21 protein-coding genes are annotated in these 26862 nt (G+C 61.8%); 6 read left to right on the top strand and 15 right to left on the bottom strand.

What is annotated here, in order from left to right; all coding sequences use genetic code 11:
- Window positions 1-10: 10 nt before the first annotated feature.
- The 3 genes from radA to ACVWYF_RS08135 form a co-directional block, all read right to left on the bottom strand.
- Window positions 11-1408, bottom strand: a complete 1398-nt coding sequence (radA, locus tag ACVWYF_RS08145; protein WP_457066457.1) for a DNA repair protein RadA — start codon at window positions 1406-1408, stop codon at window positions 11-13.
- An 84-nt stretch (window positions 1409-1492) separates the two neighbouring features.
- On the bottom strand, window positions 1493-2194 hold the full coding sequence (locus ACVWYF_RS08140; protein WP_457066455.1) for a hypothetical protein: 702 nt from the start codon (window positions 2192-2194) through the stop codon (window positions 1493-1495).
- Window positions 2195-2219: 25 nt separating this feature from the next.
- Window positions 2220-4811, bottom strand: a complete 2592-nt coding sequence (locus ACVWYF_RS08135; protein WP_457066453.1) for a T9SS type A sorting domain-containing protein — start codon at window positions 4809-4811, stop codon at window positions 2220-2222.
- Between the two features lie 109 nt (window positions 4812-4920).
- On the opposite strand from ACVWYF_RS08135, the gene ACVWYF_RS08130 reads away from it, so the two are divergent.
- Together ACVWYF_RS08130 and ACVWYF_RS08125 are read left to right on the top strand one after the other, a co-directional pair.
- Window positions 4921-6321: a sensor histidine kinase gene (locus ACVWYF_RS08130; RefSeq protein WP_457066451.1), complete on the top strand. Its 1401-nt coding sequence runs from the start codon at window positions 4921-4923 to the stop codon at window positions 6319-6321.
- A 14-nt stretch (window positions 6322-6335) separates the two neighbouring features.
- Entirely contained in the window at window positions 6336-7994 is a 1659-nt protein-coding gene (locus tag ACVWYF_RS08125; RefSeq protein WP_457066449.1) for an FAD-dependent oxidoreductase, read from the top strand.
- 84 nt (window positions 7995-8078) lie between these two features.
- On the opposite strand, the gene rfbA is transcribed toward ACVWYF_RS08125, so the two are convergent.
- The 6 genes from rfbA to ACVWYF_RS08095 all read right to left on the bottom strand — a co-directional run bounded on the left by rfbA (window position 8079) and on the right by ACVWYF_RS08095 (window position 14262).
- Complete coding sequence (gene rfbA, locus ACVWYF_RS08120) at window positions 8079-8957, bottom strand: glucose-1-phosphate thymidylyltransferase RfbA (protein WP_457066447.1); 879 nt, start codon at window positions 8955-8957, stop codon at window positions 8079-8081.
- Between the two features lie 86 nt (window positions 8958-9043).
- Entirely contained in the window at window positions 9044-10051 is a 1008-nt protein-coding gene (locus tag ACVWYF_RS08115; protein WP_457066445.1) for an SDR family oxidoreductase, read from the bottom strand.
- Between the two features lie 102 nt (window positions 10052-10153).
- Window positions 10154-11209 carry a dTDP-glucose 4,6-dehydratase gene (gene rfbB / locus ACVWYF_RS08110; protein WP_457066443.1) on the bottom strand — a complete coding sequence of 352 codons (1056 nt, stop codon included), beginning with the start codon at window positions 11207-11209 and terminating at the stop codon, window positions 10154-10156.
- A gap of 52 nt (window positions 11210-11261) precedes the next feature.
- On the bottom strand, window positions 11262-12287 hold the full coding sequence (gene galE, locus ACVWYF_RS08105) for a UDP-glucose 4-epimerase GalE (protein ID WP_457066441.1): 1026 nt from the start codon (window positions 12285-12287) through the stop codon (window positions 11262-11264).
- A 17-nt stretch (window positions 12288-12304) separates the two neighbouring features.
- A complete protein-coding gene (locus ACVWYF_RS08100; RefSeq protein ID WP_457066439.1) occupies window positions 12305-13600 on the bottom strand; it encodes a nucleotide sugar dehydrogenase in 1296 nt (431 codons plus the stop codon).
- 29 nt (window positions 13601-13629) lie between these two features.
- Window positions 13630-14262 carry an acyltransferase gene (locus tag ACVWYF_RS08095; RefSeq protein WP_457066438.1) on the bottom strand — a complete coding sequence of 211 codons (633 nt, stop codon included), beginning with the start codon at window positions 14260-14262 and terminating at the stop codon, window positions 13630-13632.
- 92 nt (window positions 14263-14354) lie between these two features.
- Between ACVWYF_RS08095 and ACVWYF_RS08090 the strand changes: the two genes are divergently transcribed.
- On the top strand, window positions 14355-14942 hold the full coding sequence (locus tag ACVWYF_RS08090; RefSeq protein WP_457066436.1) for a Uma2 family endonuclease: 588 nt from the start codon (window positions 14355-14357) through the stop codon (window positions 14940-14942).
- Here the strand turns inward: ACVWYF_RS08090 and ACVWYF_RS08085 are convergent.
- From ACVWYF_RS08085 to ACVWYF_RS08070, 4 genes are read right to left on the bottom strand one after another with little or no spacing between them, the layout of a single operon-like run.
- A complete protein-coding gene (locus ACVWYF_RS08085; RefSeq protein WP_457066434.1) occupies window positions 14939-16381 on the bottom strand; it encodes an aldehyde dehydrogenase in 1443 nt (480 codons plus the stop codon). The genes ACVWYF_RS08090 and ACVWYF_RS08085 overlap by 4 nt on opposite strands.
- A 36-nt stretch (window positions 16382-16417) precedes the next feature.
- On the bottom strand, window positions 16418-17389 hold the full coding sequence (locus tag ACVWYF_RS08080) for a glycosyltransferase family 2 protein (protein WP_457066432.1): 972 nt from the start codon (window positions 17387-17389) through the stop codon (window positions 16418-16420).
- 57 nt (window positions 17390-17446) lie between these two features.
- A complete protein-coding gene (locus tag ACVWYF_RS08075) occupies window positions 17447-19810 on the bottom strand; it encodes a hypothetical protein (protein WP_457066430.1) in 2364 nt (787 codons plus the stop codon).
- Window positions 19807-20799 carry a glycosyltransferase family 2 protein gene (locus ACVWYF_RS08070; RefSeq protein WP_457066428.1) on the bottom strand — a complete coding sequence of 331 codons (993 nt, stop codon included), beginning with the start codon at window positions 20797-20799 and terminating at the stop codon, window positions 19807-19809. The genes ACVWYF_RS08075 and ACVWYF_RS08070 overlap by 4 nt, the downstream gene beginning before the upstream one ends.
- 288 nt (window positions 20800-21087) lie before the next feature.
- On the opposite strand from ACVWYF_RS08070, the gene ACVWYF_RS08065 reads away from it, so the two are divergent.
- Window positions 21088-22467, top strand: coding sequence for a glycoside hydrolase family 16 protein (locus ACVWYF_RS08065; protein WP_457066426.1), 1380 nt, complete (start codon window positions 21088-21090; stop codon window positions 22465-22467).
- On the opposite strand, the gene ACVWYF_RS08060 is transcribed toward ACVWYF_RS08065, so the two are convergent.
- Window positions 22451-23671, bottom strand: coding sequence for an acyltransferase family protein (locus tag ACVWYF_RS08060; RefSeq protein WP_457066424.1), 1221 nt, complete (start codon window positions 23669-23671; stop codon window positions 22451-22453). The two genes, ACVWYF_RS08065 and ACVWYF_RS08060, sit on opposite strands and share 17 nt — an antisense overlap.
- Window positions 23672-23802: 131 nt before the next feature.
- Between ACVWYF_RS08060 and ACVWYF_RS08055 the strand changes: the two genes are divergently transcribed.
- Entirely contained in the window at window positions 23803-24342 is a 540-nt protein-coding gene (locus ACVWYF_RS08055) for a carbohydrate binding domain-containing protein (RefSeq protein WP_457066422.1), read from the top strand.
- 166 nt (window positions 24343-24508) lie between these two features.
- Entirely contained in the window at window positions 24509-25858 is a 1350-nt protein-coding gene (locus ACVWYF_RS08050) for a hypothetical protein (protein ID WP_457066421.1), read from the top strand.
- A gap of 44 nt (window positions 25859-25902) precedes the next feature.
- Here the strand turns inward: ACVWYF_RS08050 and ACVWYF_RS08045 are convergent, their stop codons facing one another.
- Window positions 25903-26694 carry an SDR family oxidoreductase gene (locus tag ACVWYF_RS08045; protein WP_457066419.1) on the bottom strand — a complete coding sequence of 264 codons (792 nt, stop codon included), beginning with the start codon at window positions 26692-26694 and terminating at the stop codon, window positions 25903-25905.
- Window positions 26695-26862: the final 168 nt, after the last annotated feature.

Below are 26862 nucleotides of genomic sequence, written 5' to 3'. Positions count from 1 at the left end.
CTGCTTTTTCCTACCCGAACAAGCCCTGCAATACTTCGTCGAGCCGGCTCACGGCATGCACTTTCAGGCCAAACCGGGCTAAGTCCAATCCTTTGCCATTGAACTGGGACACGTACATCTGCTGAAAACCCAGTTTTTCGGCTTCGGCCAGTCGCTGGTCGAGGCGGCTCACGGCCCGGATTTCACCGCTCAGGCCTACTTCGGCCGCCAGGCACACGTTGCCAGGAATGGGCAGGTCGTTGAGCGAGGAAACTACGGCGGCGCATACGGCCATGTCCAACGCGGGGTCGTCGAGGCGCAGGCCGCCGGCAATGTTAAGAAATACATCGTGCTGGCCCAGGCGCAAGCCGGCGCGCTTTTCGAGCACGGCCAGCAGCATTTGCAGGCGCTTGGCATCGAAGCCGGTGCTGCTGCGCTGCGGCGTGCCATAGGACGTGGGCGATACCAGGGCCTGTACTTCGACCAGCAACGGGCGGTTGCCTTCCAGCGTGGCCCCGATGGCCATGCCGCTCAGGCTTTCGCCGCGCTGCGAGAGCAGGATTTCGGAGGGGTTGCTCACCTGCCGCAGGCCATCGCCCTGCATCTCATAAATCCCTAATTCCGAAGTGCTGCCAAAGCGGTTTTTGGTGGTGCGCAGGATGCGGTAGCTCATGTGCCGGTCGCCCTCGAACTGAAGCACGGTGTCCACCATGTGCTCTAGAATTTTGGGGCCGGCAATGCTGCCGTCCTTCGTGATGTGGCCGATGAGCATGACCGGCGTGCTGGTTTCCTTTGCGAATTTCAGGAACTCAGCGGTGCATTCGCGCACCTGGCTTACGCTGCCCGCGCCGCTTTCCACCAGCGTGGAGTGCATGGTCTGGATGGAGTCGATGACGAGAATGTTGGGCTGCACCTGGTCAATCTGCCGGAAGATATTCTGGGTGTTGGTTTCCGTGAGGATGTAGCAGCCGGGGTGCTGGCCGTCGGCCATGCGCTCGGCGCGCATTTTTATCTGGGCTTCGCTTTCCTCGCCGCTCACATACAGCACCTTCATTTTGCGCAGGCTGAGGGCAATCTGAAGCATGAGCGTGCTCTTGCCGATGCCCGGCTCGCCGCCGATGAGGATGATGGAGCCCGGCACGATGCCGCCGCCCAGCACGCGATTCAGTTCGCCGTCGGGGGTGAGGATGCGGGGCTCGTCTTCGGCCTGGATATCGTTGAGCGGTACCGATTTGGCGGCCTTCTTGGTATTGCCGCCGGGCACAGTGCTGGCGGGTTTCCACTGGCCGGTGGTGGTGGCCACGGTTTCCTTCTGAATTACCTCTTCGACGTAGGTGTTCCACTCGCCGCACACGGGGCAGCGGCCTATCCATTTCGAGGATTGCGCGCCGCAGGACTGGCAAAAATAGACGGTTCTGGCTTTGGCCATAGGGGTAGATTTCTGGACTGATGGGGTGTAGCAACAAGGCTTTTGGGGCCGGAAAAGTTGCTTCGCAAATGGGTTTGGGCGGGGCTATTTGCCCACGGCAAAGTGCGCGTTGTACTCCTGCACCAGCTTAGGCATGTCCTTGAATTCGGCGCCAGAGGCCTGCTGCCGAACGCGGGCGGCCAGCTCCGGGTAGTCGGCAAAAGCGGTGGCCATGAGGGTGGCGAAGGCTTTGCCGCCGTGTGGCACCTCCTGAATAGTGCCGCCGTCCGGCTGCACGAACCAGAAGTATTTATCGTGCGAGCCCACTGGAATAAACGCGGTGAAAGTTGGCGAAGGAATCGGAATGTACATGTTGGCCTTGGTGATGAAGTAGCCGTACGTTTTGGTGCTGCCGGCTGATGTCATGTTTTCGGCCAGCATGCCCAGGGGCTTGCCGTTTTTGGTGAGGGCGTCGAGGGTGTGGCCCTCCACGGTCATGGTCTGGATGCGCTCGACGGCCATTTCCTTGGCGTGCGGCGGGGGCAGCTGGTTGGGCGGCTGCTCATAGCACTCCACTTTGTCGTGCATGAACAGGTCGTAGCTGGTCACGTAGCCGCGCACCTGCTTGCCACTGACCATAGTGAAGACGACGGGCGAGAACGTAATGGGCGCGTTGCGGGCCGCGCGGAGCGAATCGACCCGGGTGGCTTTGCGCGCCGGCTGCTGGGCGTAGGCAGCGGGAGCCAGCGTACTGATTAGCAGGGCGGCCACGAGGAGACGCGAGAGTTGTTGCAGAAATTCTGTCATCGGTAGTATGTATTTTCAAATGGCTTTATGGCGCGACTACCAGTTTCTCCTGATACAGGGCATCCTCGGCGCGCACTTGCAACAGATACACGCCGGCAGCTACACCTTGCAGATTAATTTGGTTTTCGGCCTGCCGGGCGGACACGGTCCAGCGGCGCACGGTGCGGCCGCTCAGGTCGAGCAATGTGGCAGAGCGAGTGGCGGCGCTAGCGGGCATTTCGATGGTGACAGTCGCGTGGGCGGGGTTGGGGTATAGCATCAGCGGCAACAGCAAAGTGGCTGCCTTGGTGGCCAGCCCAATGTTGGTGAGGCGGGCCAGGCCAATTCGGACTTGCCCAGCTATGTAACGGAACGAGCCGTAGAGCAGCATTTTGCCATCAATGGGCTGGAAGGCCACGCCAATTACCACGTCATCGCCGTTAAAAATACTTTGGGGAATGGCCACTGGCGCGAAGCCGGTATCAAGGCTGCCATCGGGGTTGAGGCGCACCAACTCGCTGGCAGCCCGCAAGGGGTTAGCAAAGTTGCGAGAAGCCACCAAACGACCGTCGGGCTGCACTGCGAACACGGAATAATTGCTGGTTAAGCCCGAAAAGGTCGGGTCGGCCGCGCCGTCCACGGTCAGGCGCGTCAGGCCGTAGGGCGTTGCCTGGCCGTTGAAGCTGGTGAAGCCTCCGCTTACCAGCAGCCGTCCATCGGGCTGAACCAGCACACTATAGATAGCCCCAGTACCAGCGGCCGTACCCACCGTGAAGGTATTGTCGGCAGTGCCGTCGGCGTTGAGACGTACCAGCGTGGTGCCGGGGCTGTTGGTGTCATCGCTCACCACCAGCAGTTTACCGCTGGGCTGTGTCAGCACTTGCAGCACCCGGCGCGTGGCCGTGCCGGCGGCCGGCGTGAAGCTATTGTCGGGTGTCCCGTCGGCGTTCAGGCGCACCAACCCGCTCAGGCCGGTAAGGCTGCCGTAGCTGGTGAAACGCCCAAAGACCAGCAGCCGGCCACTGGACTGAGCGATGGCACCTTGTGGCTGGGCCCAGTTGAGTACGCTGCCGGTGGTGGGTCCGAAGAGGGCTGCCGTGAACCCATTGTCGACTGCCCCCGTCCCCAGCAACCGCTGGAGAAAGGAAGGTGCCGTAGGAGTGCTTAGTTGGGTGGCCAACAGATAGAAACTGCCATTAGGCTGCACGGCCTGGATTAGGCCAGTAGCGGTAGCCTGCGAAGCAAAGCTCGGGTCGAGGGTGCCATTAGCGTTGAGGCGGCGCACCGACGCGTTTGTACCCGGCACGGCGAATCCATTTAATTGGGTGAAATTTCCGTTTACCAGCAACTGCCCACTGGCCAGAGGCACCGCTTGGTTGAAAGTGCCCCGTGCTTCAATGGCCGGTGCGAACGCGTTATCCAGCAGCCCCGTAGTGGCGTTCAGCCGTACGAGGCCGGCGGTGTTCGCCACGGTATTGTATTGTGCAAAAGCGCCGCCGACCACGGCTTGACCGCCCGGCGTGAGCGCCACGGCATTGACGGTGGAACTGGCCCCGGCGGGGTCGCCATAGTTCACATCGAGCGCACCTGTAGAAGTCAGGCGGGCCAGGCGGTTGCGGTTTATGCCGTTTACCTGGGTGAAAGCGCCGCCGATGATGATGTTGCCGCTGGGGTCCCGAGCCATGCTCCGCACGGAGCTATTGGGGCCAGTGCCGGTCTGAAACGTATTATCGATGGTTCCATCCGACAGAAAGCGCGTGATACGCACGGAGGGTGCGGCAACAGACAACCCAAAATTTCCGGCTGCCAGCAGTTTACCATCCGGCTGTTGTAACAAGGCCGATATAGTACCTCCAACATAGTAAGCGGTGTTGGGTGTATTGTAAATAAAGGTCGGGTCGAAGGCCCCGCTGGGGGTCAGGCGAACCAGCAAAGGCAGGTTTTGGCCATTGAAATCCACAAAAGAGCCGCCCACCACAATGTTGCCATCCGCCTGCACCAGAATGGCCGATACCAGACCGCCTTGGGTTATGCCGGTTCCGATGTTGAACGAAGCATCCAAGGCACCGTTGGGCAGCAGGCGCACCAGTCCGCCAATTTGCGGGTTCGTGGCGCTTGGTTGGGAATTTCCGCTGCCCACCAGTATTTTGCCATCTGGCTGCAATGCGATGCTGCTGATTTGGCGGGTGGAGTTGGCCGTGGCGAAGATAAATCCGGGGTCCAGCGACCCGTTGGCGTTGAGCCGCACCACCATCGCCAAGGCTTGGCCGTTGAACGTGGTGAAGCCGCCGCCCACTAAAATTTTGCCGTCGGGCTGAAGCACAATGCTTGAAAGGAAACCGTTGGCCCCGGTGCCACCCACGTTGAACGTGGCATCGGTCGTGCCGTCAGCGTTCAGGCGTTGGAGCTTGCCCACCATTGCACCGTTCACGAAATCGAAGCCGCCCGCCGTCAGTATTTTCCCGTCGGGCTGCACAGCCAGCGCATTCACCCCCGACTGGAGCAGCGAGGCAATCGGCGTCTTCAGCACGGTGGGCTGAAAGGTGGCGTCCAGCATTTGGGCGCGCAAGACGGCCGGACCGTTTAACCAGAAAAACAGGCCGACCAGCAGCAAGCGAAAAGTAAAAGTAGAGCGCATACGTTTTGAGAGGAAGGTGAGGCTCAAAGAACGGGTAAAACGCCTGGATGCCTGCTTTCCCACCGAATTTGCCTCCCAACAACCGCCTCCCGCTTTGCGTTATTCAAACATGGCTATTCCTATTACCCTTACCCCCGCCGACCTCTCCCCCATCACCGCCTTCGCCGGCCTGCCCGCCGACACGCTGGCCTGGCTGCTGGCCCACGGCGAAGCCAGGACCTACGCGCCCAATGAGATTATCATCGATGTTGGCGCGGCGGCCGATTTTATGATGGCGGTGGTGCGCGGCGGCATTCAGTTCTACGCCGGGCAGGACGGGACGCCCACGCCGATATTTCGGGTCGAGACCAGGCAAGTATCGGGCGTACTGCCTTATTCCCGGCTGCGCGAGGTAAAAAACCAGGGCACCGCCACCGGCGAAACCGTGCTGTACCTGCTGCACCGCGACCAGTTTCCGGCCCTGGAGCAGGCCAGCCCCGAGCTGGTGCAGCGCCTCGTGGCCATTATGAACGACCGCAGCCGCGACCAGGTGCGCGGCCAGGAGCGCGACGACAAGCTGCGCGCCCTGGGCAAGCTCTCGGCCGGCCTGGCCCACGAGCTGAACAACCCCGCCGCCGCCATTGCCCGCGCCGCCCAGGCGCTGTCCAACCGCGTGGGGGCCAAGCCCGCGTTGTTTGTGGAGTTGGTAGGCCACTGCCCATCATCCGAAGCCATGCGGGCCCTCACCGGCTTAGCCGTACCCAGCGCAGAGGCCCAGCCCCCCCAAAGCGCCCTGGCCCGTGCCGATGCCGAAGACGAGTTGGGCGACTGGCTCGCCACTCACAACGTGCCCAACGGCTACCACCTGGCCCCGGCCCTGCTCGAAGCCGGCGTGACGCCCGCCGCCCTGGCCACCGTGGCCGAGTTGCTGCCGCCCGCCGCCCGCCCGGCGGCTTTTGCCTGGCTCGAAGGGCAGCTCACCACCATGCAGCTGGTGCGCGACGTGCAGGAAGCCGGCAGCCGCATCAGCAAGCTGGTGGCCGATGTGAAAACCTACTCGCACATGGACCGCGCCGGCGGCTTCGAGCCGCTCGATGTGACGGTTGGCCTGGAAAGCACGCTCAATATGCTGGGCTTCCAGCTGCGGCAGAAGAACGTGCGGGTTGTGCGGGATTTCGCGGCCGGCCTGCCACCCATTCGCGGGCGAGTGAGCAGCCTGAATCAGGTGTGGACCAACCTGCTGGATAACGCCATTGATGCGCTGCCCGCGCAGGGCGGCGAAATTACCCTGCGCACCCAGCGGGAAGGTGGCTTCGTGCGCGTATTTTTGATTGACAACGGCACCGGCATTCCGGCCGACGTGCTGCCGCACATCTTCGAGCCCTTCTATACCACCAAGCAGGCCGGCGACGGCTCGGGGCTGGGCCTCGATATTGCCCAGCAGATTATCCGGCAGCACGACGGGCGGCTGGAAGTCCAATCTGAGCCGGGCCACACCGAATTCTGCGCCTGGCTGCCGGTCGCCAACTAATCAGCCTCTTCATCATGTCCGATAAAAAACCCATTATCCTCGCCGTCGACGACGACCCGCAGGTGCTGGCCGCCATTGCCCGCGACCTGCGCCAGGAGTTCAGCGCCGAGTACCGCATTCTGCGCGTGAACTCCGGCCCCGAGGCGCTCACTACCATTAAGGAACTGTACGAAAAGGAGGAGCCGCTGGCCCTCATCGTGGCCGACCAGCGCATGCCCGAGCTGGAAGGCGTGGAGCTGCTCACGGCCTCGCGCGAGTTTTTTCCGGATGCCAAGCGCGTGCTGCTCACGGCCTACGCCGATACCGAGGCCGCCGTGCGGGCCATCAACTCGGCCCGGCTCGACCATTACCTGATGAAGCCCTGGGACCCGCCCGAAAACCTACTTTACCCGATTCTGCACGACTTGCTCACGGCCTGGCAGGTTACGCACAAGCCCAAGTTTGGCGGCATCCGACTCATTGGGTTTCAATGGTCGCCGCTCTCGCACGAGCTCAAGGATTTCCTCAGCGGCTACATGGTGGGCTACCAGTGGCTCGACTACGAAACCAGCCCCGAAGCCAAGGAGCTGGTAAAGTCTCGGGGCTTCACCTCCACCGACCTGCCGCTGGTTATCTGCGCCGATGGCCAGGCCGTGGCCAACCCCACCAAAGCCGCCCTGGCCGAGCACCTGAACATCGCCAACCAGCCTTTGCAGGACCTATATGACGTGGTGGTGGTGGGGGCCGGACCATCAGGCCTGGCCGCCGCCGTGTACGGAGCCAGCGAAGGACTTAAAACTCTCATCATCGAGCGGCAGACGCCGGGTGGGCAGGCCGGCACCAGCTCGCGCATCGAAAACTACCTGGGCTTTCCCACCGGCCTGAGTGGAGCCGAGCTGGCCTTCCGGGCCTGGACGCAGGCCGTGCGCCTCGGGGCCGAGTTCCTGGCTCCGCAGGAAGTGGCCGAACTCTGCATTCAGGATGGCTACAAAGTCCTGACCCTGAGCGACGGCCGCGAAATCAGCACCAAGGCCGTGGTCCTCACCACCGGCGTGAGCTACCGCACCCTCGATGTGCCGGGCATGGAGCGCCTGAGCGGCGCGGGTGTGTACTATGGCGCGGCGCGCACCGAGGCACGCAGCTGCGACGAGCAGGATGTGTACATTGTGGGCGGCGGCAACTCGGCCGGACAGGCGGCCATGTACCTGGCCACCTACGCCCGCCGGGTGTTCATCGTCATTCGCGGGGCTGACCTCGCCGCCAGTATGTCGGCCTATCTCATTGAGCAGATTCGCACCACGCCCAACATTGAATTGCTGCCGCACTCCCAAATCAAGGAAGTGTGCGGGCAGGACCACCTCGAAGCCGTGATGGTGGACGTGAACGGCACGGTCGAAAAACGGCCGGCCCGCGCCCTGTTCGTGTTCATCGGAGCCAAACCCAGCACCGAATGGGTGTGCGACCAGGTGCTGTGCGACGGCAAAGGCTTCCTCCTCACCGGCCGCGACCTCGTGACCGACCCGCGCTACGCCGAAGTCTGGAAGAAAGACCGGGAGCCTTACCTGCTCGAAACCTGCGTACCCGGCATCTTCGCGGCCGGCGACAGCCGAGCCGGGGCCATGGCCCGCGTGGCCTCCGCCGTGGGCGAGGGCAGCATGGCCATCAAGTTCGTACACCAGTACTTGGACGAGTAAGCGCTACCCTTAATGAAGAATGAGGAGTGCAGAATTACCACTGGGATAATTCTGCACTCCTCATTCTTCATTAAGCGCAACGTGTTAAGCTTCCAGCATTAACTGGTCAGGCAGGTTCATCAGGTAATCGCCGTAGCCGCTTTTGCGCAGCGGAGCGGCAATGGCGCGGAGCTGGTCGGCATTAATAAATCCCTGACGGTAAGCCGCTTCTTCAATCGAGCCCACTTTCAAACCCTGGCGCTGCTCAATTACTTTCACGAATTCGCCGGCCTGCATCAGGCTTTCGAACGTGCCGGTATCGAGCCAGGCCGTGCCCCGGCCGAGGATACCCACTTTCAGGGTGCCACGCTTGAGATACTCGCGGTTCACGTCGGTGATTTCGTATTCGCCGCGCGGGCTCATTTCGAGGTTCTTGGCGATTTCTACTACGTCGTTGTCGTAGAAATACAGGCCCGGGACGGCGTAATTGCTCTTGGGCTTGGCCGGCTTCTCCTCAATGCTGAGGGCTTTTTTATCGGCGTCAAATTCTACCACGCCGTAGCGTTCGGGGTCGTGAACATGGTAGGCGAACACCACGCCGCCCTGGGGGTCGTTGTTCGATTTCAGCAGTTCCTCCAGGCCGGCACCGTAGAAAATGTTGTCGCCGAGCACCAGCGCCACCTTGTCTTTGCCAATGAAATCGGCTCCCAGCACGAAGGCCTGGGCCAGGCCGTTGGGCACTTCCTGCACCACGTACTGGAAATCGCAGCCCAGGTTTTTGCCGTCGCCCAGCAGCTTTTTGAACTGCTCCTGGTCGTGAGGCGTGGTGATAATCAGCACTTCCCGAATGCCCGCCGAGAGCAGAATCGTCAGCGGATAATAAATCATCGGCTTGTCGTACACGGGCATGAGCTGCTTCGAGACGGCCAGCGTGAGCGGGTGCAGGCGGGTGCCGGAGCCGCCGGCGAGGATAATTCCTTTCATAGGTGAGAATTGTAGCCTGAACTCTGCGAGTCCGGGAGTTGGAGAATCTGGACTAACGCCCGGACTCGCAGAGTCCAGGCCACAACTTAATTACGCTCTGCAATAAACGCTTGGTTGGCCTTGAACCACGCCAGCGTTTGCTGCAAACCCTCGCGGATACGCACCTGCGGCTGGTAACCCAACAGGCGGTTGGCCTTCGAGATATCGGCCAGCGAATCGCGGATGTCCCCAGCGCGGTCCGGCCCGAACTTGGGAGCCAAATCCGACCCGGCTTCCTCGCGCAGGATGTCGTACATCTGCACCAGCGACGTGCGGTCGCCCACGGCGATATTGTACACTTGGCCCAAAGCCTCCGGATTCTGCACCAGCGCAGCGCGGATATTGGCTTCCACGCAGTTTTCCACGAAGGTGAAGTCGCGGGTCTGGCCACCGTCGCCGTTGAGCGTGGGCGGCGTGTTTTGCAGAATTGCGTCGATAAAGAGCGGAATCACCGCCGCGTAGGCTCCACCCGGGTCTTGGCGCGGGCCGAAGATGTTGAAGTAGCGCAGGCCCACGATTTCCATGCCGTAGGTCTTCGCAAACACGTCGGCGTACAGCTCGTTGGCATATTTGGTCACCGCGTAGGGCGAGAGCGGCTTGCCGATGCGGTCCTCCACCTTGGGCAGGCCGGGGTGGTCGCCGTATGTCGAACTCGAAGCCGCGTACACGAAGCGCTTCACGCCAGCGTCCTTAGCAGCGGTCAGCATCTGCACAAAGCCACCCACGTTCACATCATTCGTCAGCACCGGGTCCTTTATAGAACGCGGTACCGAGCCGAGGGCGGCCTCGTGCAGCACTACGTCCACGCCCTCGCAGGCGGCGGCGCAGGTGGCAGCGTCGCGGATGTCGCCCTCGATGATTTCCAAGCGGGAATCGCCCGAAAACAGCGCCAGGTTCTTGCGGAAACCGTTGGAATAATTGTCCAGCGTCCGCACTTTTTTCACGCCGTACTTCAGCAGGTACTCCACGATGTTGGAGCCGATGAAGCCCGCGCCGCCGGTAACGAGAAAGGTCAGCTTATCGAGCGGCTGCTCGTGGAAGGGGTTTTCGTACACTTCGTTTAGTTAAGAGTTAAAAATCAGGAGTTAAGAGTTGTAGTCCTGGTAGCATAAGTTGCCTAAGCATCAACTCCTAACCTTTAACTCTTAACTGGCGCGCTACCGTCCCGCGTACTGCTTCTGGTTGTAGTCCTGGTACGCGCCGCTCGTTACGCTGTTGAGCCACTCTTCGTTGGCGAGATACCAATCCACGGTCTGAGCCAGGCCCTGCTCGAAGGTCACGGACGGCTTCCAGCCCAACTCGTTCATGATTTTGCTGGAGTCGATGGCATAGCGCATGTCGTGGCCGGCGCGGTCGGTCACGAACTTAATGAGCTTGCGCGAGATACCCTGCGCCTGACCGGTTTTCTCGTCCACCACATCGCAGAGCAGCTCGATGAGCTTCAGGTTCTGCCACTCATTTACGCCGCCAATGTTGTAGGTATCGCCGTTTTTGCCTTTGTGGAACACCGCGTCGATGGCCGTGGCGTGGTCCTTCACGAAGAGCCAGTCGCGCACGTTCTCGCCTTTGCCGTACACGGGCACCGGCTGGCCGGTGCGCAGGCGGTGGATGGCCAGCGGAATCAGCTTCTCGGGGAAGTGGTTGGGGCCGTAGTTGTTCGAGCAGTTACTCAGCTTGATGGGCATGCCGTAGGTATGGTGCCAGGCGCGCACAAAGTGGTCGGAACTGGCTTTCGAGGCCGAGTAGGGCGAGCGGGGGTCGTAGGCTGTGCTTTCGGTGAACATCTCGGGGCCGAAGTCCAGCGAGCCGTACACTTCGTCGGTGCTCACATGGTAGAATACGTGGCCGTCGTAGCCGCCGGGCTGCCACAGGTTGCGGGCCGCGTTCAGCAGATTCACGGTGCCGATGACGTTGGTTTTCACGAAAGCCATCGGGTCGGTGATGCTGCGGTCGACGTGCGACTCGGCCGCGAGGTGAATCACGGCATCGGGCTCTTCGTTGGCAAACAGCTGGTCGATAAAGTTCTGGTCGGAAATATCGCCCTTGATGAACTTGTAGTTCGACGCGTTTTCAATGTCGCGCAGGTTCTCCAGATTGCCGGCGTAGGTCAGCGCATCGAGGTTGAGAATCTGGTGCTCGGGATATTTCGTTACGAAGAGCCGAACAACGTGGGAGCCGATGAAGCCGGCGCCGCCGGTGATGAGGATTTTCATGATGTTAATTGTTTGTCAGGCTTCACTACGCGCCGCCTGACGTTCTATATAGTTATTTCTTAACCAATGTCTGCTGCCATTTCCAGGCGCTGGCCAGCGAATCAGCCAGGGAAGTTTCGGTTTTGAAGCCCAGCCCTTCCGCAGCTTTGGTGGCATCGGCGTAGATGGCGGGCACATCACCGGCCCGGCGCGGGCCGATGCGGTAGTTCAGCTTCTGGCCGCTTACCTGCTCAAAAGTCTGCACTACTTCCAGCACCGAGTTGCCGTGGCCGGTGCCCACGTTAAAGGTTTCCACCGTTTCGCTGCCCTTGCGGTCCAGCAGGCGTTGCACGGCCACGACGTGGGCCTTGGCCAAATCCACGACGTGGATATAGTCGCGCACGTTGGTGCCGTCCACGGTATCGTAGTCGCCGCCGTTGATGGTAAGCTGCTCGCGGATGCCGGCCGCCGTCTGGGTGATGAAGGGGACCAGGTTGTTGGGCACGCCCAGCGGCAGCTCGCCAATCTTAGCCGATTCGTGGGCTCCGATGGGATTAAAATAGCGCAACAGAATGGTATGCAGCTCGTTGGTGGGCGCGGCCGATATGTCGCGCACTACGTCTTCGCACATCTGCTTGGTGCGGCCGTAGGGCGACGAAGCGGGCTTGGTGGGCGTGTTTTCCGTCACGGGCAGCGCATCGGGAATGCCGTACACGGTGCATGACGACGAAAACACCAGATTCTGCACCTTAAAGTCGGCCATCACGCCCAGCAGCGTCAGCAGCGAGCCCACGTTGTTCTGGAAGTACGCCAGCGGCTTGGCCACCGATTCACCCACCGCTTTGTAAGCCGCAAAGTGAATCACGCCCTGAATGTCTTTCTCCGATTCGAACACGCCGCGCAAGGCCGCCGCGTCGGCGCAGTCGATGCGGTAAGTCGGCACCTTCGCGCCCAGAATCGACTCGATGCCGGCCAGGGCCGACTCTTCCGAGTTACTGAAATTATCCACGATAACCGGCTGATAGCCCGCCTGCTGGAGCGCCACCACCGCGTGGGAGCCAATGTAGCCGGCACCGCCGGTAACGAGAATCTTGCTCATATTCTGTGTTGTCAGTTCTACAGGCTCCAGTATTGCAGGTCCTTCATCTTGCCGCGGTATAGGCCTTTGATGTCGACCAGCACGGCATTGTCAGAAGTGATGGACTGGAAGTAGGCTTCGTCCTTCGAGGCGTAGGGCGTGTGGCTCACGGCCACAATTACGGCGTCGTAGTCGGTGCGCACATCATCGTTATGGGTCAGGCGGAAGCCGTATTCGTGATGCAACTCATCGGAATCGGCGTGCGGGTCCACGATATCCACGTTCACCGAGAAGTTTTTCAGCTCCTGAATTACGTCGGCCACTTTCGAGTTGCGGATGTCCTCCACGTTCTCCTTGAAGGTGGCACCCATCACCAGCACGCGGCTTTTGGCCACGTCCTTGCCTTTCTTAATCATCATCTGCACCGTTTTGCGGGCGATGTAGGCTCCCATGTTATCGTTGGTGGTGCGGCCCGACAGAATAACTTTGGCGTCGTAGCCCAGCTCTTTCGCCTTGTAGGTCAGGTAGTACGGGTCGACGCCGATGCAATGACCGCCCACCAGACCGGGCGAAAACCGCAGGAAGTTCCACTTGGTGCCAGCGGCTTCCAGCACTTCGTAGGTGTTGATGTTCATGCGGTCGAAAATCATCGACAGCTCGTTCATCAGGGCGATGTTGACGTCGCGCTGGGTGTTTTCGATGATTTTGGCGGCCTCGGCTACGCGGATGCTGCTGGCGCGATGCACACCGGCCTTCACCACCAGTTCGTACACTTTGGCAATCACGTCGAGGCTCTCCTCGTCGCAGCCGGCCACTACCTTCACGATGCTCGTGAGGGTGTGCTCCTTGTCGCCGGGGTTGATGCGTTCGGGCGAGTAGCCCACTTTAAAATCGACCGGAAACTTCAGGCCCGAGAGCTTTTCCATCACCGGAATGCAGTCTTCCTCGGTGCAGCCGGGATATACGGTGCTTTCAAACACCACGTAGTCCCCCTTTTTCAGCACCTTGCCCACCGAGCCGGACGCGCCGAGCAAGGGCTTGAGGTCGGGCTGGGCGTGCTCGTCGATGGGCGTGGGCACGGCCACGATGTAGAATTGCGCCTGGCGCAGCACTTCCAGCGAATCGGTGAAGGTGATGTCGCAGCCATCAAAGTCCTCCTTTTCAAGCTCGCCGCTGGGGTCGATACCAGCTTTCATCTGGGCCACGCGGCCGGCGTTGATGTCGAAGCCAATCACCTTGAGTTGCTTGGCAAATTCGAGGGCAATGGGCAGGCCCACGTAACCGAGGCCGATGACGGCCAGGGTGGCCTCTTTGCGCAATAGTTGGTCGTACACTGCTGGAATTATGAGTGATGAATTATGAATTATGAGTTTGCCCGGGGCCGCTTGGCCACGCCCGGGGCCACGGGGCGCACCGACTGCTGGTCGGCGCTCAACTCGTATTGTTCGCTGCTTTCGGGGCAGGTAGCACGGCCGTTTTGGTCGAAGGTCAGGCGGTGGCCGTTGGCGCTCATCCAGCCCTGCGGGCGGGCGGGCGTGCCGTATACGAGGGCATAGGCCGGAACGTCGTGCGTGACCACGCTGCCCGCGCCCACGAAGGCGTAGCGGCCCAGCCGCGTGCCACACACAATGGTGGCGTTGGCCCCAATCGTGACGCCCTGCTCCAGGTGAGTGGTCTGGTACTGGCCGGGGCCTTTGCGGGGCACGGCGCTGCGCGGGTTTTTCACGTTGGTGAATACCACCGAAGGGCCGAGGAATACATCGTCTTCGCAGACCACGCCGCCGTAGAGGCTCACGTTGTTCTGCACTTTTACGTTGCGGCCCAGGGTCACGCCATCGGCCACGAACACGTTCTGGCCCAGGTTACATTCTTCGCCGATGTCGGCCCCGGCGCAAACGTGGCAGAAGTGCCAGATGCGGCTACCCCGGCCTATCTGGCACCCCTCGTCGAGGATGGCAGTGGGATGGGCGTAATAATCGGGGGTGGTGTGGGGCATTCGGGGCAGTCGGGCGGTTTAGCCCGCAAAGGTAAGGACAAGGGCGGGGTTGACTTCGTACTTTTGGGTAATTCCCTTATTGTGCTTGCATTATGGCCCAGCCTGCCTTCCAAACCGAACCCACCAGCTACGTTTCGCCCGAAGAATACCTGCGCCTGGAGCGTGAGGCGGAATTCAAGCACGAATATTTTCAGGGCGAAATCCGCGCCATGGCCGGGGCGGGCTACGCCCACAACCTGATTTGCGCAAACCTGACCATAGAAATTGGCAGCCAACTACGCGGCAAAGGCTGCTCGGTGGTGGGCAGCGACCAGCGCCTGCAAATCATGAGCGGCAGCGCCTTCGTGTATCCGGACCTGACGGTGGTGTGCGGCAAGCCGGAATTCAACGAAGCAAAAAAGCCCGATACACTGCTGAACCCCACGCTGCTGGTGGAGGTGCTTTCGCCCACTACCAGCCAGTACGACCGCAGCGAGAAATTCATGCTCTACCGCCAGGTGCCCAGCCTGCGCCAGTACCTGACGCTGGACGCGCAGGCCATCCACGCCGAGCTACACACCCTGGATGACCTGGGCCGCTGGGTGCTCACTGAAACCCGCGACCTGAGCACTGCGCTGGATTTGAGCAGCATAGCCTGCGAGGTGTCAGTAGCGGAAGTGTATGCGGGAGTAACTTTTTAAAGCTTCACGCACACGTTTTGCGCCTCGGTGAAAAACCGGAGTGCCTCCAGCCCGCCCTCGCGGCCGACGCCGGAGTTTTTCATGCCGCCGAAGGGCGTACGCAGGTCGCGGTGCAGCCAGGTATTTATCCAGACGATGCCGCTGTGCAGCTGGTGCGCCACGCGGTGGGCACGTTGCAGGTCGCGGGTCCAGAGGGTGGCGGAGAGGCCATAATCGGTGCTGTTGGCCATCATCAGGGCTTCCTCGTCGGTGTCGAAGGGCGTGAGGGTGACCACCGGGCCGAAAATTTCTTCCTGGTTGGTACGGCAGTCGAAAGGCAGGTTTTCGAAGACCGTGGGTTCGAGGAAATAGCCGTTTTCGCAACGGCCGGGCACGGTGGTGCGGTGGCCGCCAGCGAGGAGTACGCCGCCTTCTGCGTGCGCCAGCTTGATGTAAGCCAGCACTTTATTTAGGTGGGCTTCGCTTACCAGCGCACCCTGTCTGGTGTCGGCTTCGAGCGGGTCGCCAATTTTCTGGTCCTGAAGCTGCTTCAGAAACTCAGTTTTGAAGGCCTCGTAAATGGGGCGCTCGATGAAAATGCGCGAGCCGCACAGGCAAATCTGGCCCTGGTTGGAGAAGCTGCTGCGGATGCTGGTGGCCACGGCGGCGGCCAGGTCGCAATCGGTGAAGATGATATTCGGGTTTTTGCCGCCCAGCTCCAGGCTGAGCTTTTTGAACATGGGTGCGGCGGTGGCAGCCAGGTGCCGCCCGGTGGCCGTGCCGCCCGTGAAGCTGATGGCCTTAATGCCCGGATGCTCCACGATGGCTTGTCCGCAGTTCGGCCCATTGCCGTGGATGATGTTGAGGACGCCCGCCGGCAGGCCGGCTTCAATGCACAATTCACTGAGCAAAAACGCCGTAGCCGGGGTTATTTCCGACGGCTTGGCCACCACGCAGCAGCCCACAGCGAGGGCTGGCGCAATTTTCCAGGTGAAGAGGTAGAGCGGCAGGTTCCAGGGCGAGATGCAGCCCACCACGCCCACGGGGTGGCGCACGGTGTAATTCACGGCCACGCCTTCCTGCACGTGGGCCTCGGTGGCGAAATGGCCGGCGGCAGTGCCGAAGAAGTGGAAATTGGAGGCCGCCCGAGGAATGTCCATCACGCGGGCCAGGCTCAGGGGCTTGCCGTTGTCCTGGCTTTCGGCACGGGCCAGGCGGTCGAGGTTGGCGTCGATGAGGTCGGCAATTTTTACCAGCAGGCGCCCCCGGTCTTCGGCCGGCAACTTGCGCCAGGCGGGCAGGGCGGCTTCGGCGGCGGCCACGGCGGTGGCCACGTCTTCGGGGCCGGAGTCGGGAATCTGGCCGTAGACCTGGCCGGTGGCGGGGTCTACATTGTCGAGGTAGTGGCCGGCCTGCGGTGGCACCAGCTGGCCGTTGAGGTAATTCTGAATGCGAAGCATGGGGCGAACTTACGACCCGCTCGCCCCCGAATTTGCTCAGCTGCGGGGCGCTGCCTCCGCTAAATCCGGCACGTCCACGGTGGGCAGGTTGGTATCGGCGATAAAATAGAGGGGGCGCTGCCGCACGTTGGCCGACATGCGAGCCATGTACTCACCGATGATGCCGATGGCAATGAGCTGCACCCCGCCCAGAAACAGGATGCTCACCATCAGCGAAGCCCAGCCCGGCTCGTAGTCGTGGCTGATAAACCGCGAGTAAAGCGTGTAGAGCATCACCAGAAAGGCAATGCCCGACACGGTGAAGCCCATGAGCGTGGCCGCTTTCAGGGGCACGTCGGAGAAGGCGGTGATGCCATCTAGCGCCAGCCGAATCATCTTGCGGTAGGTGTAGCCGGTTTCGCCCCCGGCGCGCTCGGCGCGGTCGTACTCCACGAAAGTCTGACGGTAGCCAATCCAGGAAATCTGGCCGCGCAGAAACTTGTTCTGCTCGGGCATCTGCCGCAGCCCTTTCACCACTTTGTGGGAAATGATGCGGAAGTCGCCGGTATCGACCGGGATAGACACATTGGTGATGCTGGCCAGAATGCGGTAGAACAGGCGGGCGGTAAACTTTTTGGCCACGCTCTCGCCCTGCCGGGAGCGGCGCTTGGCGTATACCACTTCGTAGCCAGTGCGCAGCTTGCGGTAGAGCTCGGGAATGAGTTCGGGCGGGTCCTGCAAGTCGGCATCGATGATGACGACGGCCGCACCATTGGCGTTGTCGAGGCCGGCCGTGACGGCAATCTGGTGGCCGAAATTGCGACTCAGGTCGATGTAGCGCACCCGGGAGTCGCGGGCGGCCAGGTCCAGGAGCAGAGCCAGCGACCGGTCACGGGAGCCATCGTTGACGAAAATCATTTCGTAGCCGCCCGTCAGGCCCATGCCTTCCAGCACGTTGCGCACGCGCGGGTACAGCTCCCCCAGGGTACTTTCCTCGTTGTAGATGGGGATGATGACGGAGAGCTCCAAGGGGAATAGATGCGAGGTAATGATGGGACCAGCCAGCCCGGCCTTATCAAATCAAATTTAGTGTGTTTCGGGCGGGCTCGCTGCCAGCGGGAAGCCGTTCAGCACGGGGTGCCCGGCACTGTCCAGCCAGTACACGTTGGTGGTACGGGGCCGAATCAGCAAATCATCGACAATAATGTCGCTGCCCGCCATTTCCACCTTGACGCGGTTGGCCGGGTTCAGCAAGTGAACGATGGTGCTGTAGCGCACCCAACTGCCGCTTATTTCGGTGCTTCGGTTCAGGGTTTCGCTCACGTAGGCCACCTGCTGGCCATCGGGGGCAAATTGCCAGTAGCTAATGGAGGGCAGCCAGTCATTGTTTTTGGCATACGCCCATACGCTCAACTCGTAAGTGGCGGTGTCGGTGGGTAGGGCGTTGGGCAGCGGCCCCTCGAACAACGGCAGCGTGCCCCGGCGCAGGTGCGCGGCCCCGGACTGCGTAAAGCCCACCTCGCCCGGGGCGTGCTCCTGCTCAAAGGACTGCCATACCACGGCGGCCCCGGGCTGGGTGCGCCACAGCGCGCCTTCGTGCAGCAGCGTGGGTTGATGCTCGGCAAACCATTTTTGCTCGCGCTCGGGGCGGTCGGTGGCAAAAGCGCTGATGGGCAGCTCGTAGAGCTTCACCTGCTTGTAGCGCCCCAGCAGCTTGCCGCCGCGCCGGAGCAGGGCAGTTTCGGCGGGCCGTAGCGAATCGACGGCGGAGGCCACCACCAGCAGGGGGCGCTGGTCGGGCAGTTGGCGGGTCCAGCGCTTGGGGGTAAGGTCGGAGGAGAAGAGCTCCAGCAGCTGCAGGGTTTGCTCGACGCTGGTGCGCGACATCATGGTGGCGGCCAGCGGCAGGTGCAGGTTCAGCGAGGCCCGGAAGCTCTCGTAGCTGCTGGTTTGCGTGGGCTCCAGCCCAAATTTTTCGGAGCCCAGCGAATAATACGGGAGCGGCACAATGGCCTGGAAACTGTCGGGGTAGCGGCCCACCTGGCCCAGGGCTTCCACGTAGCCCTCATTGGTGCAGAGGAAATCGTCGGCTATTTCATTGTTGGAAAACATGGGAGCCACCCAGTTCAGCTGGTACTTGGCTTCCATGCCCCAGATGCCGATGGCCACCACCAGCAGCAGGGTGCCGAAACGCGCCAGCCGCCGCTGCCGCAGCAACCGGTATAGCTGCCAATACTGAACGGCGGCCCACACCCCAATCACGAAATAAAACAGCCACGCAAAGCGCCCCAGCGCCCGGAACTGCTTGATGGCCGGCAGCAAATCGGGCAGGCCGGAAAAGGGCTCAAACACAAACGGCCACGCCATGGCAAACAGCAGAATGGGCACCACCGCCCACGTCGTAGCCCGTAGCGGCGCGGGCAGCACCGGCCGCAGCACCAGACCCGGCCGCCACCGCAGCAGGTAGCCCACGGCCCGGAAAATCCAGAACAGCAGGGCCACTATCACCGGCAGGCCCACGTAGTCCCAGCCTTCGGCAATGGTGGGCTCGCTCTTGAAAATGAACTGGAAAGCGGTGGCGAACGGCTCGACGGTGGGGCCGAAGACGCTGGCAAAGTTGGTATGAAACGCCAGCAGGCCGTAGGGATTCACCGGCCGGTCGTGCATGGTATCCAGCAGCGAAATGATGACCCGGAACACCACCAGCGGCGTGGTACCGGCCACTAGCAGCCAGGCGGGCAGGCGCCACCAGTCACGCTGGCGGCCCAGTTGCTGCAGGGCCAGCACCCCGGCCGTGACCACCGGCAGCAGGAAGGCATGCAGCAAGTAGTAAGGATGCACAAAGCCCAGCAGTATCACTACCAGCACGTATACCGCCAGCCACATGACCCGCCGCGCCCCGGCGGCGCTCAGCCGCACCTGCAGGTACCACAGCAGCGGCACCACGAAAGGCAGCGCCAGCGTGAGGTGCCCGGTGGTGCGCAAAAACTGGGGCGACAAAAACACGATGACCAACGCCGCCGCCGCCGCGAACACCCGCCCCACCGAACTGCGCCGCAACAGCGCGTAGACCAGCGCCGAGGCCGGCAGCGACGACAGCAGCACGGCCAGGTTCATGGCGGCCACAATGCCGCCGCTGCTGATGCCGAATACGCCTTTCCAGGCTTTCAGGAGCCAAGCCAGCAGCGGGAAGCCATCGGTGTAGATAAATAGCTCACCGTATGGGTAATGCATACCGGTAAACTGCATTCCGTGGTCGTAAAGCACGTAGTAGAGCAGGGCGTAGTAGCTTTTGAGGCCGTCGCCGCCGGGGGCCAGAACGTAGGTGGCCGGGTGCCGTAGCACGTTGCCAAAGAGCAGACACATCACCAGCAGGTGCGTGAGCAGCAGGCCCGCAATCGTGATTTGCTCGGGGTAACGGAGCCAGAAGTGGCGTAGTCGATTTATCATTTCTCGGAAGTTGGTTCCGTCGGAACGTCGGGGGTCCAGCTGCGGGCGGGGTGGCGGTCGGGGGTGCCCAGGGCATCATCAGTGGCCTGCACCAGGTAGGGCGGGCGGCCCTTGGCCTGCTCGAAAAGCTTGCCGATGTACTCGCCCATAATGCCCAGCACTAGCAGCTGAATGCCACCAATAAAGAGTACGCTCAGCAGCACCGAGGCCCACCCAGACACGGCCCGGTTGGTGAATATGAGAATATAAAGCGCGTAGAAGGCATACAGAAAAGCCAGCCCTGAAACAATGGCCCCGGCCAGCGTGGCCAGGTGCAGCGGCCGCACGCTAAAGGAAGTAATGCCGCTGAGCGCCAGCTTCAGCATCTTGCGCACGGTGTACTTGGTTTTGCCCCGGAAGCGCGGCTCGGGCGTGTAGTCGATGCGCTTCTGCCGGAAGCCCACCCAGTGAATAAAGCCCCGGAGGAATAAGTCGATGTCGGGGCTGGCCTGAATAACGTCCACCACCCGGCGGTCGAGCAGGCGGTAGTCGGCGGTGCCGGGCTCAAAGTTCACGCTCGACAGCGTGTTCATCGTCTCGTAGAAAGCACGCGACGTGCGGCGCTTCAGCCAGGGCTCACGGGCATCGTCGCGGCGGCGCGTGTACACAATGTCGTAGCCCGCCACCCATTGCGCCAGCAGCTCGGGCAGTAGGGCGGGCGGATGTTGCAGGTCGGCATCAAGGGAAATAACGCAGTCGCCGGTGGCATAGGCCAGGCCGGCGCGCAGGGCACTTTGGTGGCCAAAATTGCGCGACAGCGAGACATAGTGCAGCTCGGGGTCGGCGGCGCACAGCTCGTGCAGCACCCGGGCGGTGCCGTCGCTGCTGCCGTCATTCACAAAAATTACTTCGCGCTCGTAGCGGCCGGTCAGGTTCAGCTTCACCTGCCGGGCTATTTCGGGCAGGTTTTCTTCCTCATTGTAAGCGGGGATGACAACCGAAATTTTCATAGATAACCGAGGCAATAAATACAATGGGCAGAACCCGTGGCCGGCCAATGCGCAACGCGCCGGCGGCCCGCTACCCGGCAAGAAGCACTACCAGCCAGCGGCCGCGTCAAACAGCCTAAAAAACCGGAGCGATGAGAGGAAAGGAAACCAAGTAGGAGTACCGGGGCAAAGCCGGGACGGTATTCCGAATGGTAAAGGTAGCTGCCCGCACCGTGAATGAAGCAGGGCTGAGGCGTACATTTGAGTCACAAGCCCGACCAAAATAGCTTGGGCAAGATTCCCGTGACGATGATGAGATATTGCGGGCTTGGTATTGCCCTTTGCCTGTTGGCCGGGGGCGCGGCCCAAGCCCAGGCCCAACCGGACACCCTGCGCCATGCCGACTGGCAACTGTACTGGGCCGACGAGTTTAACACCCCCGGCGACAGCAGCGTGGTGGCCGGGCACTGGCAGTTTGCCTACCCTTGGGGGCGCAACCTGGGCGGTACCGAAGGCCAGTACTACACCGGCGAGCAGGTCGCCGTCGATTCGGCCGGGCTACTGCACTTGCGGGCGCGCCACCGCCCGGCCCCCCGAAGCTACAGCATCGGCGGCAGCACGCCCCGGCTGCTGCCCTACGATTCGGGCATGCTCTTCAGCCGCTCGGGCAACGACTCGTTAAGGCTGGTAGACGGCGATGGCGACCGGCCGGACTTCATCTACGGTTTGTTCGAAATTCGCTGCCGGCTGCCCCAGGCGGTGGCTTCCTTTTCTTCCTTCTGGCTCTATGGCAACCCCGATGAAGTGGACGTTTTTGAAGCAGGCTCCCCCCCAGAGCTCATTTCCAACAACGTTGTGCTCTGGAGCCATAGCTTTTGGCGCCTCGGGAAACCCGGTTTGGCTAATGAAGCTTCACAAAGCCTGTTCTATTGGCCGGGGCCATCCCGACTAACTGCTAATCTGCATACCTACGCCGTGAGCTGGCAGGCCCAGGAGCTGGTGTATTATTTCGATGGCGTGGCCATCAGGCACGAAACCCGGCTGCTGCCGCTGGGCTGCCCCCTCAATGTGATTGCCAATCTGGGCATGAGCTCCTGGGCGCAGGACTCGGCCGCCGCCCTCGATATTGATTACATCCGGGTGTACAAGCAGCCGCGCAACACCGTGGCCCGCCCGCCGGTGGCCCCGGTGGCTCCGGCCCCGGGCGTCCTGCAATTCCCACGCACCACGGCGGCGGTGCTGGGGGCTGAGGCCCCCGAGATGCGCTGGCGCTGGCCGGACACGCCCGGCCAGCGGCCCCGGCTAGAGCTGTACCGCAACCTGAACCCCCGCGACTTCGCCTCGCTGCCGCTGCCGGTGAAGGGCCATTGGCGGGCTCCGCTGGTTGCCTTCAACGACACCGACTCGCCGCGCCACTGGGTGGCCTCGCCCGACAGTGGCCGCTCGGCGCTCAGTTGGACGCTCTACGACCTGTGCGGCCAGCCAGTGCGTAGCGGCCAGCAGCCACCGGCCCCCGCCTGGGAGCTGGCTTGGCCCACCCTGCCGCCGGGGGCCTACTCCCTGCGCTTGCAGGCCGGCTCCCGGCAAGTGCATCAAACGGTGTACCAGTTGGGCCGGCCCGACGACACCGTGTTTACGCCGGAATGGCTGGCCGCGCCCGCAGAGCCCGGCTTTACCCTGGAACGCTAACTGGCTCGGCTACCGCCACCGGAGCCGGCGGCGCTACCTGCGCGCGCTGCTGGCGGAAGGCATCGAAGTATTTTTTCAGGCGCAGAATGGGCTTTTCCACCAACTCGTAGGAGGCGGCGGACACCAGTAGCGTGGCCAGCATCACCCACAGGATGAAGAGCGGGGTGTGAAACATGGGAAAGACCCGCACCAACGCGAAAATCACGAAGCCGTGAAACATGTAGATGCCGTAGGAAATCTTGCCGAAGTAGTGGAAGATGGTGCGCCCCCGCCATTGCACCGCCGAGCCGGGGTTGAAAAGCACGTTGCCAATGAAAAAGGCGATGACTCCCAGGAAGACATATTTCTTGAACGAAAGCAGAAAGACGTTGTCCCAGTTGCCGTACGCATCGTTGGCGAAAACCAGCAGCGCCGCGCCGTAGAGCATCCAGCGCATGGCGGCCGGCACGCGCGGCAGCTGGTAGCCGTAGAAGTAGGCATAGGCAAACAAGGCCCCGATGGCCAGGGCATCCCACCGGCACAAGGTGTTCAGGTACAGGCTCATGTACGCGTCCGGCACGAAGTAGAAGTAGTACAGCCGCGTCAGAAAACTGAGGAGAATAACGGCCCCGAAAGCGGTGGTGAGCTTGTGCCGGGGCACAAAGGCAATGAGCAGCGGCCACACCAGGTAGAAATGCTCCTCGATGCAGATGGACCACAGATGGTTGACGGCCGTAGAGCCCCAGCCGTGCTTCATCAGGTCGAAGTTGCCCAGAAAGAGCAAGTGGGCCGGCATGTTGGCCGCCGGCTCGCCGGCGAAGTGCGAGAGCACCGGGGCCATGGCCACGCAGAAGTAGTAGAGCGGCCAGATGCGCAGCACCCGGCGCATGTAGAAGCTTTTGATGTCGATGCGGGCGTAGCGCTGCTTTTCGGCCAGCAGCAGGTAGGTAATCAGGAACCCGCTCATCAGAAAAAAGATGTCGACCCCGATGTTGAAACTACCCACGAATACCTTGAGCTTGGTGGCCCACCACGCGGGCTGCCCGCCCCAGTCGACCATGGTGGCCGCTACCTGCGGCACGTCGGTCCAGTGCTCGTAGCTGTGGGTGATGAGAATGAGCAACGCCGCCACAAAACGGACAATATCGAGGGCCTGAAAATAGGGCACGGCTGCCGCTGGCGCTGCTGTGGTAGGGGCAGTAACTGCGGATGAGGGAATCGACACGGAAGAGGGAAAAATTAAATTGGCCCCTAAAGTACAATCCAACCATTATTCAGTCGGCCAAATCATTCAGCTATCCCGCATTCTGCCATACCTTTGCAGTGCTACAAAAGCGTTTGTTTTCAATTTTTTTTATGAAAAAATATACTTTGCTTCTGCTAACAGCAGCTACCCTAGCTGGTTGCGGCGACAAAAACAGCAGCCGGCCGGCTAATTATCTGACCGGCAATGATTTTGACCAATTAGAAGGCTGGACCGGCGATATGGTTCTGCCATCCCTGACCAAAGAAAAGGCCCACTCCGGTTCCTATTCCATGCGGGTAGGCCCGGGCATTGACTATAGCAATGGCTTTATCGGCACGCTGGGCAAGATTAGCCCCACCCGCCTCACCCAGGTGCAGGTGAAAGCCTGGGTGTACGTACCCGCCGGCAACGTGACCGCCGCCATCATAACCCAGCTCATGGACCCGGCTAGCACCGATGGCAAAATGGCCATGTGGGAACCCATGCCCCTCGACAAGGCGGTAAAAAAGCGTAACGAGTGGGTAGAAGTGGAGAAGACGCTCACGCTGCCCGCCAACGCCGGCCCCAACTTCAAGCTTTACGTGTACATGTGGAGCGGCGGTGCGCCGAACATTGCCTACCTGGACGACGTGCAGATTCTGCGCCCCTAGTCGCACCACCTCCCGCGCAACACCGGGCCATTTTTAGTGAATCGTGGCCCATCGGCCGCCTTATTGCTAACATGGCCCGGTGTTGTGTTTTTTATTTCACCTAGTTTCTGGCCCTTAGCCGGGCCAGGGAGCCGTTGGGCTCTTTGTGCTTCCGCAACGACGTGTAATGATTAGCTCCTCCTCCCCGAGTTCATCCCGCAACGGCCTCCAGTATGTGGTCTACGCCTTGTTTGTGGCCGAGCTTGTGCTTTTTAACTGGCAGCGCAATTGTTTCGGGCCTTATGCCAGTCCGGTCATTCTGTACCTGCTGGCCATTGGTCTGGTGCTGAGCACGCTGGCATTTGCGCGCGGCCGCAGGTGGGAGCTGGCCCCGCCGCTGCCCAGCTGGCCCATTGCGACGTGGGGGCCGGCGGCGTGGCAGCGCCTTTTGGCGTTGGCCGCCGGGGCCATAGCGGGCGGCTGGTACAATACGAACCTGGTGAAGCGCGAAATATGGAGCTACCGCCCCATCCTCGAATTTGCCGATATTATTCCGGCCCTGCAGGCCTACGCCCGGCGCTGGCTGAACGGCTCCGAAATTTACACGCCCCTGACGTGGGAGTTGGGCTACTTCGAGCTGCCCACGTACCTGCCGGCCATGTGGTTTCCCTTCATCCTGGCCGAGCGGCTGGGGTTCGATTACCGCTTGGTGGCCTGGGGTATCTTTCTGCTGGGCGTGCTGCTCTACGATTATCTGGTGTGGCGGCTGCGCCAGCCCTGGCCCCAGACGCTGGCATTGGCCGCGCTGCCATTCGTGGTTTTCTATGCCTTGGTTACCACGCAGTGGGCCTACGTGGGCATCACCGTCGAGTACATGATACTGGGTTACTACACGCTACTGGTGGTGGGTATCCTGCTGCGGTTCTGGCCGTTGCAGGCGCTGGCGCTGCTGCTGTGCGTGCTGTCACGCTACTCCCTGGTGTTTTGGGTGCCGTTGTACCTGGGGCTGATGTTCTTCTACGACTCAAAGAAGAATGCCCTGCTGGTGGCCGGCACGGTGCTGGTGTGCGTGGTGGCGTTGTACATCGTACCCTACCTGTCGCACAATTGGGGCCTGTTTATGGAAGTGCAGCGTTCGTACACTGACGCGGCCGTATTCGAATGGAAACACGTTGATTCGCTGGGCGTTCCGCTTCATCCGTTCAACGGCCTGGGCCTGGCATCGTTCTTCTATACCTACGCCCCCGGCTCACTTTATGAGAAGATTGGGCTGCTCAAAACCGTGCATGTGGCGCTGCTGCTGACCGTGGTGGCGGGGGCCGCCGTGGTCTACGTGCGCCAGCGCACCCGCCGGACCGATTACCGCGTGTTTCTGGTCGCCATTCTGAAGCTTTACCTGGCTACTTTTTACGCTTTTTTGCAGGTTCCTTACCCTTACCTGGCTACGCTGGGGCTGTTCATGTCGGTATTTATGGTGCTCATTACGGTGGGCCTGCGGCAGCCGCTCGAGGCGGAGCCGGTGGCCGCCGGACTGTAGGCGGCCACCCGTTATTTCCTCGGCTCGCGCCGCAAAGTCAGCATTTACAGGCTGCCCGTGCGGCCGCCGTCCACGGGCACGCTGGCGCCGCTGATGTAGCCGGCGGCGGGCGAGGCCAGAAAGGCCACGGCGGCGGCCACTTCTTCGGCGTGGCCGAAGCGGCGGGCCGGAATGGTTTTCAGCATATCGGCCTCGATGGCTTCGGCGGACTGGCCGGTCTGGGCCACTTTCTTCTCGATGAGGGAGGTGTGGCGCTGGGTGAGCGTGGCCCCGGGCAGCACGTTGTTGACGGTGATGCCGGCCGGCCCCAGCTCATTGGCCAGGGTTTTGGCCCAGCTCGCCACCGCTCCGCGAATGGTGTTGCTGACGCCCAGACCCGCCAGCGGAATCTTCACGGAGGTGCTGATAATGTTGATGATGCGCCCGTAGCCGGCCGCCCGCATGCCCGGCACCACGGCCTGGGCCAGCAGCTGGTTGCAGATGACGTGCTGGTTGAAGGCAATGCGCAGGGCCTCGACCGGGGCCTCCAGCAGCGGGCCGCCGGCCGGGCCGCCGGTGTTGTTCACCAAAATGTGGAAGCCCTCGGGGTGCTGGGCCAAGTAACCCTGCACCACGGTGTCGAGTTGGCTGGGGTCGTCGAAATCGGCCACCAGGTAATTGTGCCGGGCCTCGGCGGGCGTGGGCAGGGCGGCGGCTACTTCGCGCAGGCGGGCTTCGTTGCGGGCCAGCAGCGTCACGGCGCAGCCTTGCTCGGCCAGCAGCTGGGCCACGGCACGGCCAATGCCTTGGGTGGAGCCGCCCACTAGGGCGCGACGGGAAGCGAGCGGAAAATTCATGCGCGAAAAGACAGAAGTGAACAGGATTGGGAAGCGGCCCAGGGGGGCTGGGCCAGGCAGCGGGAAAACTTGGCTGCAAAAGTGCGAAATTGCCCCTTAATTCCGGCCCTTGCGCAAAGCAATTTCGGCGTTGGCCAACCGGCGTGGCGCTGCTCCCGTGCGCCAAGC

It is taken from the genome of Hymenobacter sp. UYAg731 (assembly GCF_054061335.1).
Note: the sequence above shows the minus strand (reverse complement) of the source record. Positions and strands in the feature narration are given on the sequence as shown.

Excerpts from the sequence above, each read along its gene's own strand:
- radA (WP_457066457.1), bottom strand. The coding sequence starts at position 1,408 with ATGGCCAAAGCCAGAACCGTCTATTTTTGCCAGTCCTGCGGCGCGCAA.
- ACVWYF_RS08140 (WP_457066455.1), bottom strand. The coding sequence starts at position 2,194 with ATGACAGAATTTCTGCAACAACTCTCGCGTCTCCTCGTGGCCGCCCTG.
- ACVWYF_RS08135 (WP_457066453.1), bottom strand. The coding sequence starts at position 4,811 with ATGCGCTCTACTTTTACTTTTCGCTTGCTGCTGGTCGGCCTGTTTTTC.
- ACVWYF_RS08130 (WP_457066451.1), top strand. The coding sequence starts at position 4,921 with ATGGCTATTCCTATTACCCTTACCCCCGCCGACCTCTCCCCCATCACC.
- ACVWYF_RS08125 (WP_457066449.1), top strand. The coding sequence starts at position 6,336 with ATGTCCGATAAAAAACCCATTATCCTCGCCGTCGACGACGACCCGCAG.
- rfbA (WP_457066447.1), bottom strand. The coding sequence starts at position 8,957 with ATGAAAGGAATTATCCTCGCCGGCGGCTCCGGCACCCGCCTGCACCCG.
- rfbB (WP_457066443.1), bottom strand. The coding sequence starts at position 11,209 with ATGAAAATCCTCATCACCGGCGGCGCCGGCTTCATCGGCTCCCACGTT.
- galE (WP_457066441.1), bottom strand. The coding sequence starts at position 12,287 with ATGAGCAAGATTCTCGTTACCGGCGGTGCCGGCTACATTGGCTCCCAC.
- ACVWYF_RS08095 (WP_457066438.1), bottom strand. The coding sequence starts at position 14,262 with ATGCCCCACACCACCCCCGATTATTACGCCCATCCCACTGCCATCCTC.
- ACVWYF_RS08090 (WP_457066436.1), top strand. The coding sequence starts at position 14,355 with ATGGCCCAGCCTGCCTTCCAAACCGAACCCACCAGCTACGTTTCGCCC.
- ACVWYF_RS08085 (WP_457066434.1), bottom strand. The coding sequence starts at position 16,381 with ATGCTTCGCATTCAGAATTACCTCAACGGCCAGCTGGTGCCACCGCAG.
- ACVWYF_RS08075 (WP_457066430.1), bottom strand. The coding sequence starts at position 19,810 with ATGATAAATCGACTACGCCACTTCTGGCTCCGTTACCCCGAGCAAATC.
- ACVWYF_RS08070 (WP_457066428.1), bottom strand. The coding sequence starts at position 20,799 with ATGAAAATTTCGGTTGTCATCCCCGCTTACAATGAGGAAGAAAACCTG.
- ACVWYF_RS08065 (WP_457066426.1), top strand. The coding sequence starts at position 21,088 with ATGATGAGATATTGCGGGCTTGGTATTGCCCTTTGCCTGTTGGCCGGG.
- ACVWYF_RS08055 (WP_457066422.1), top strand. The coding sequence starts at position 23,803 with ATGAAAAAATATACTTTGCTTCTGCTAACAGCAGCTACCCTAGCTGGT.
- ACVWYF_RS08050 (WP_457066421.1), top strand. The coding sequence starts at position 24,509 with ATGATTAGCTCCTCCTCCCCGAGTTCATCCCGCAACGGCCTCCAGTAT.
- ACVWYF_RS08045 (WP_457066419.1), bottom strand. The coding sequence starts at position 26,694 with ATGAATTTTCCGCTCGCTTCCCGTCGCGCCCTAGTGGGCGGCTCCACC.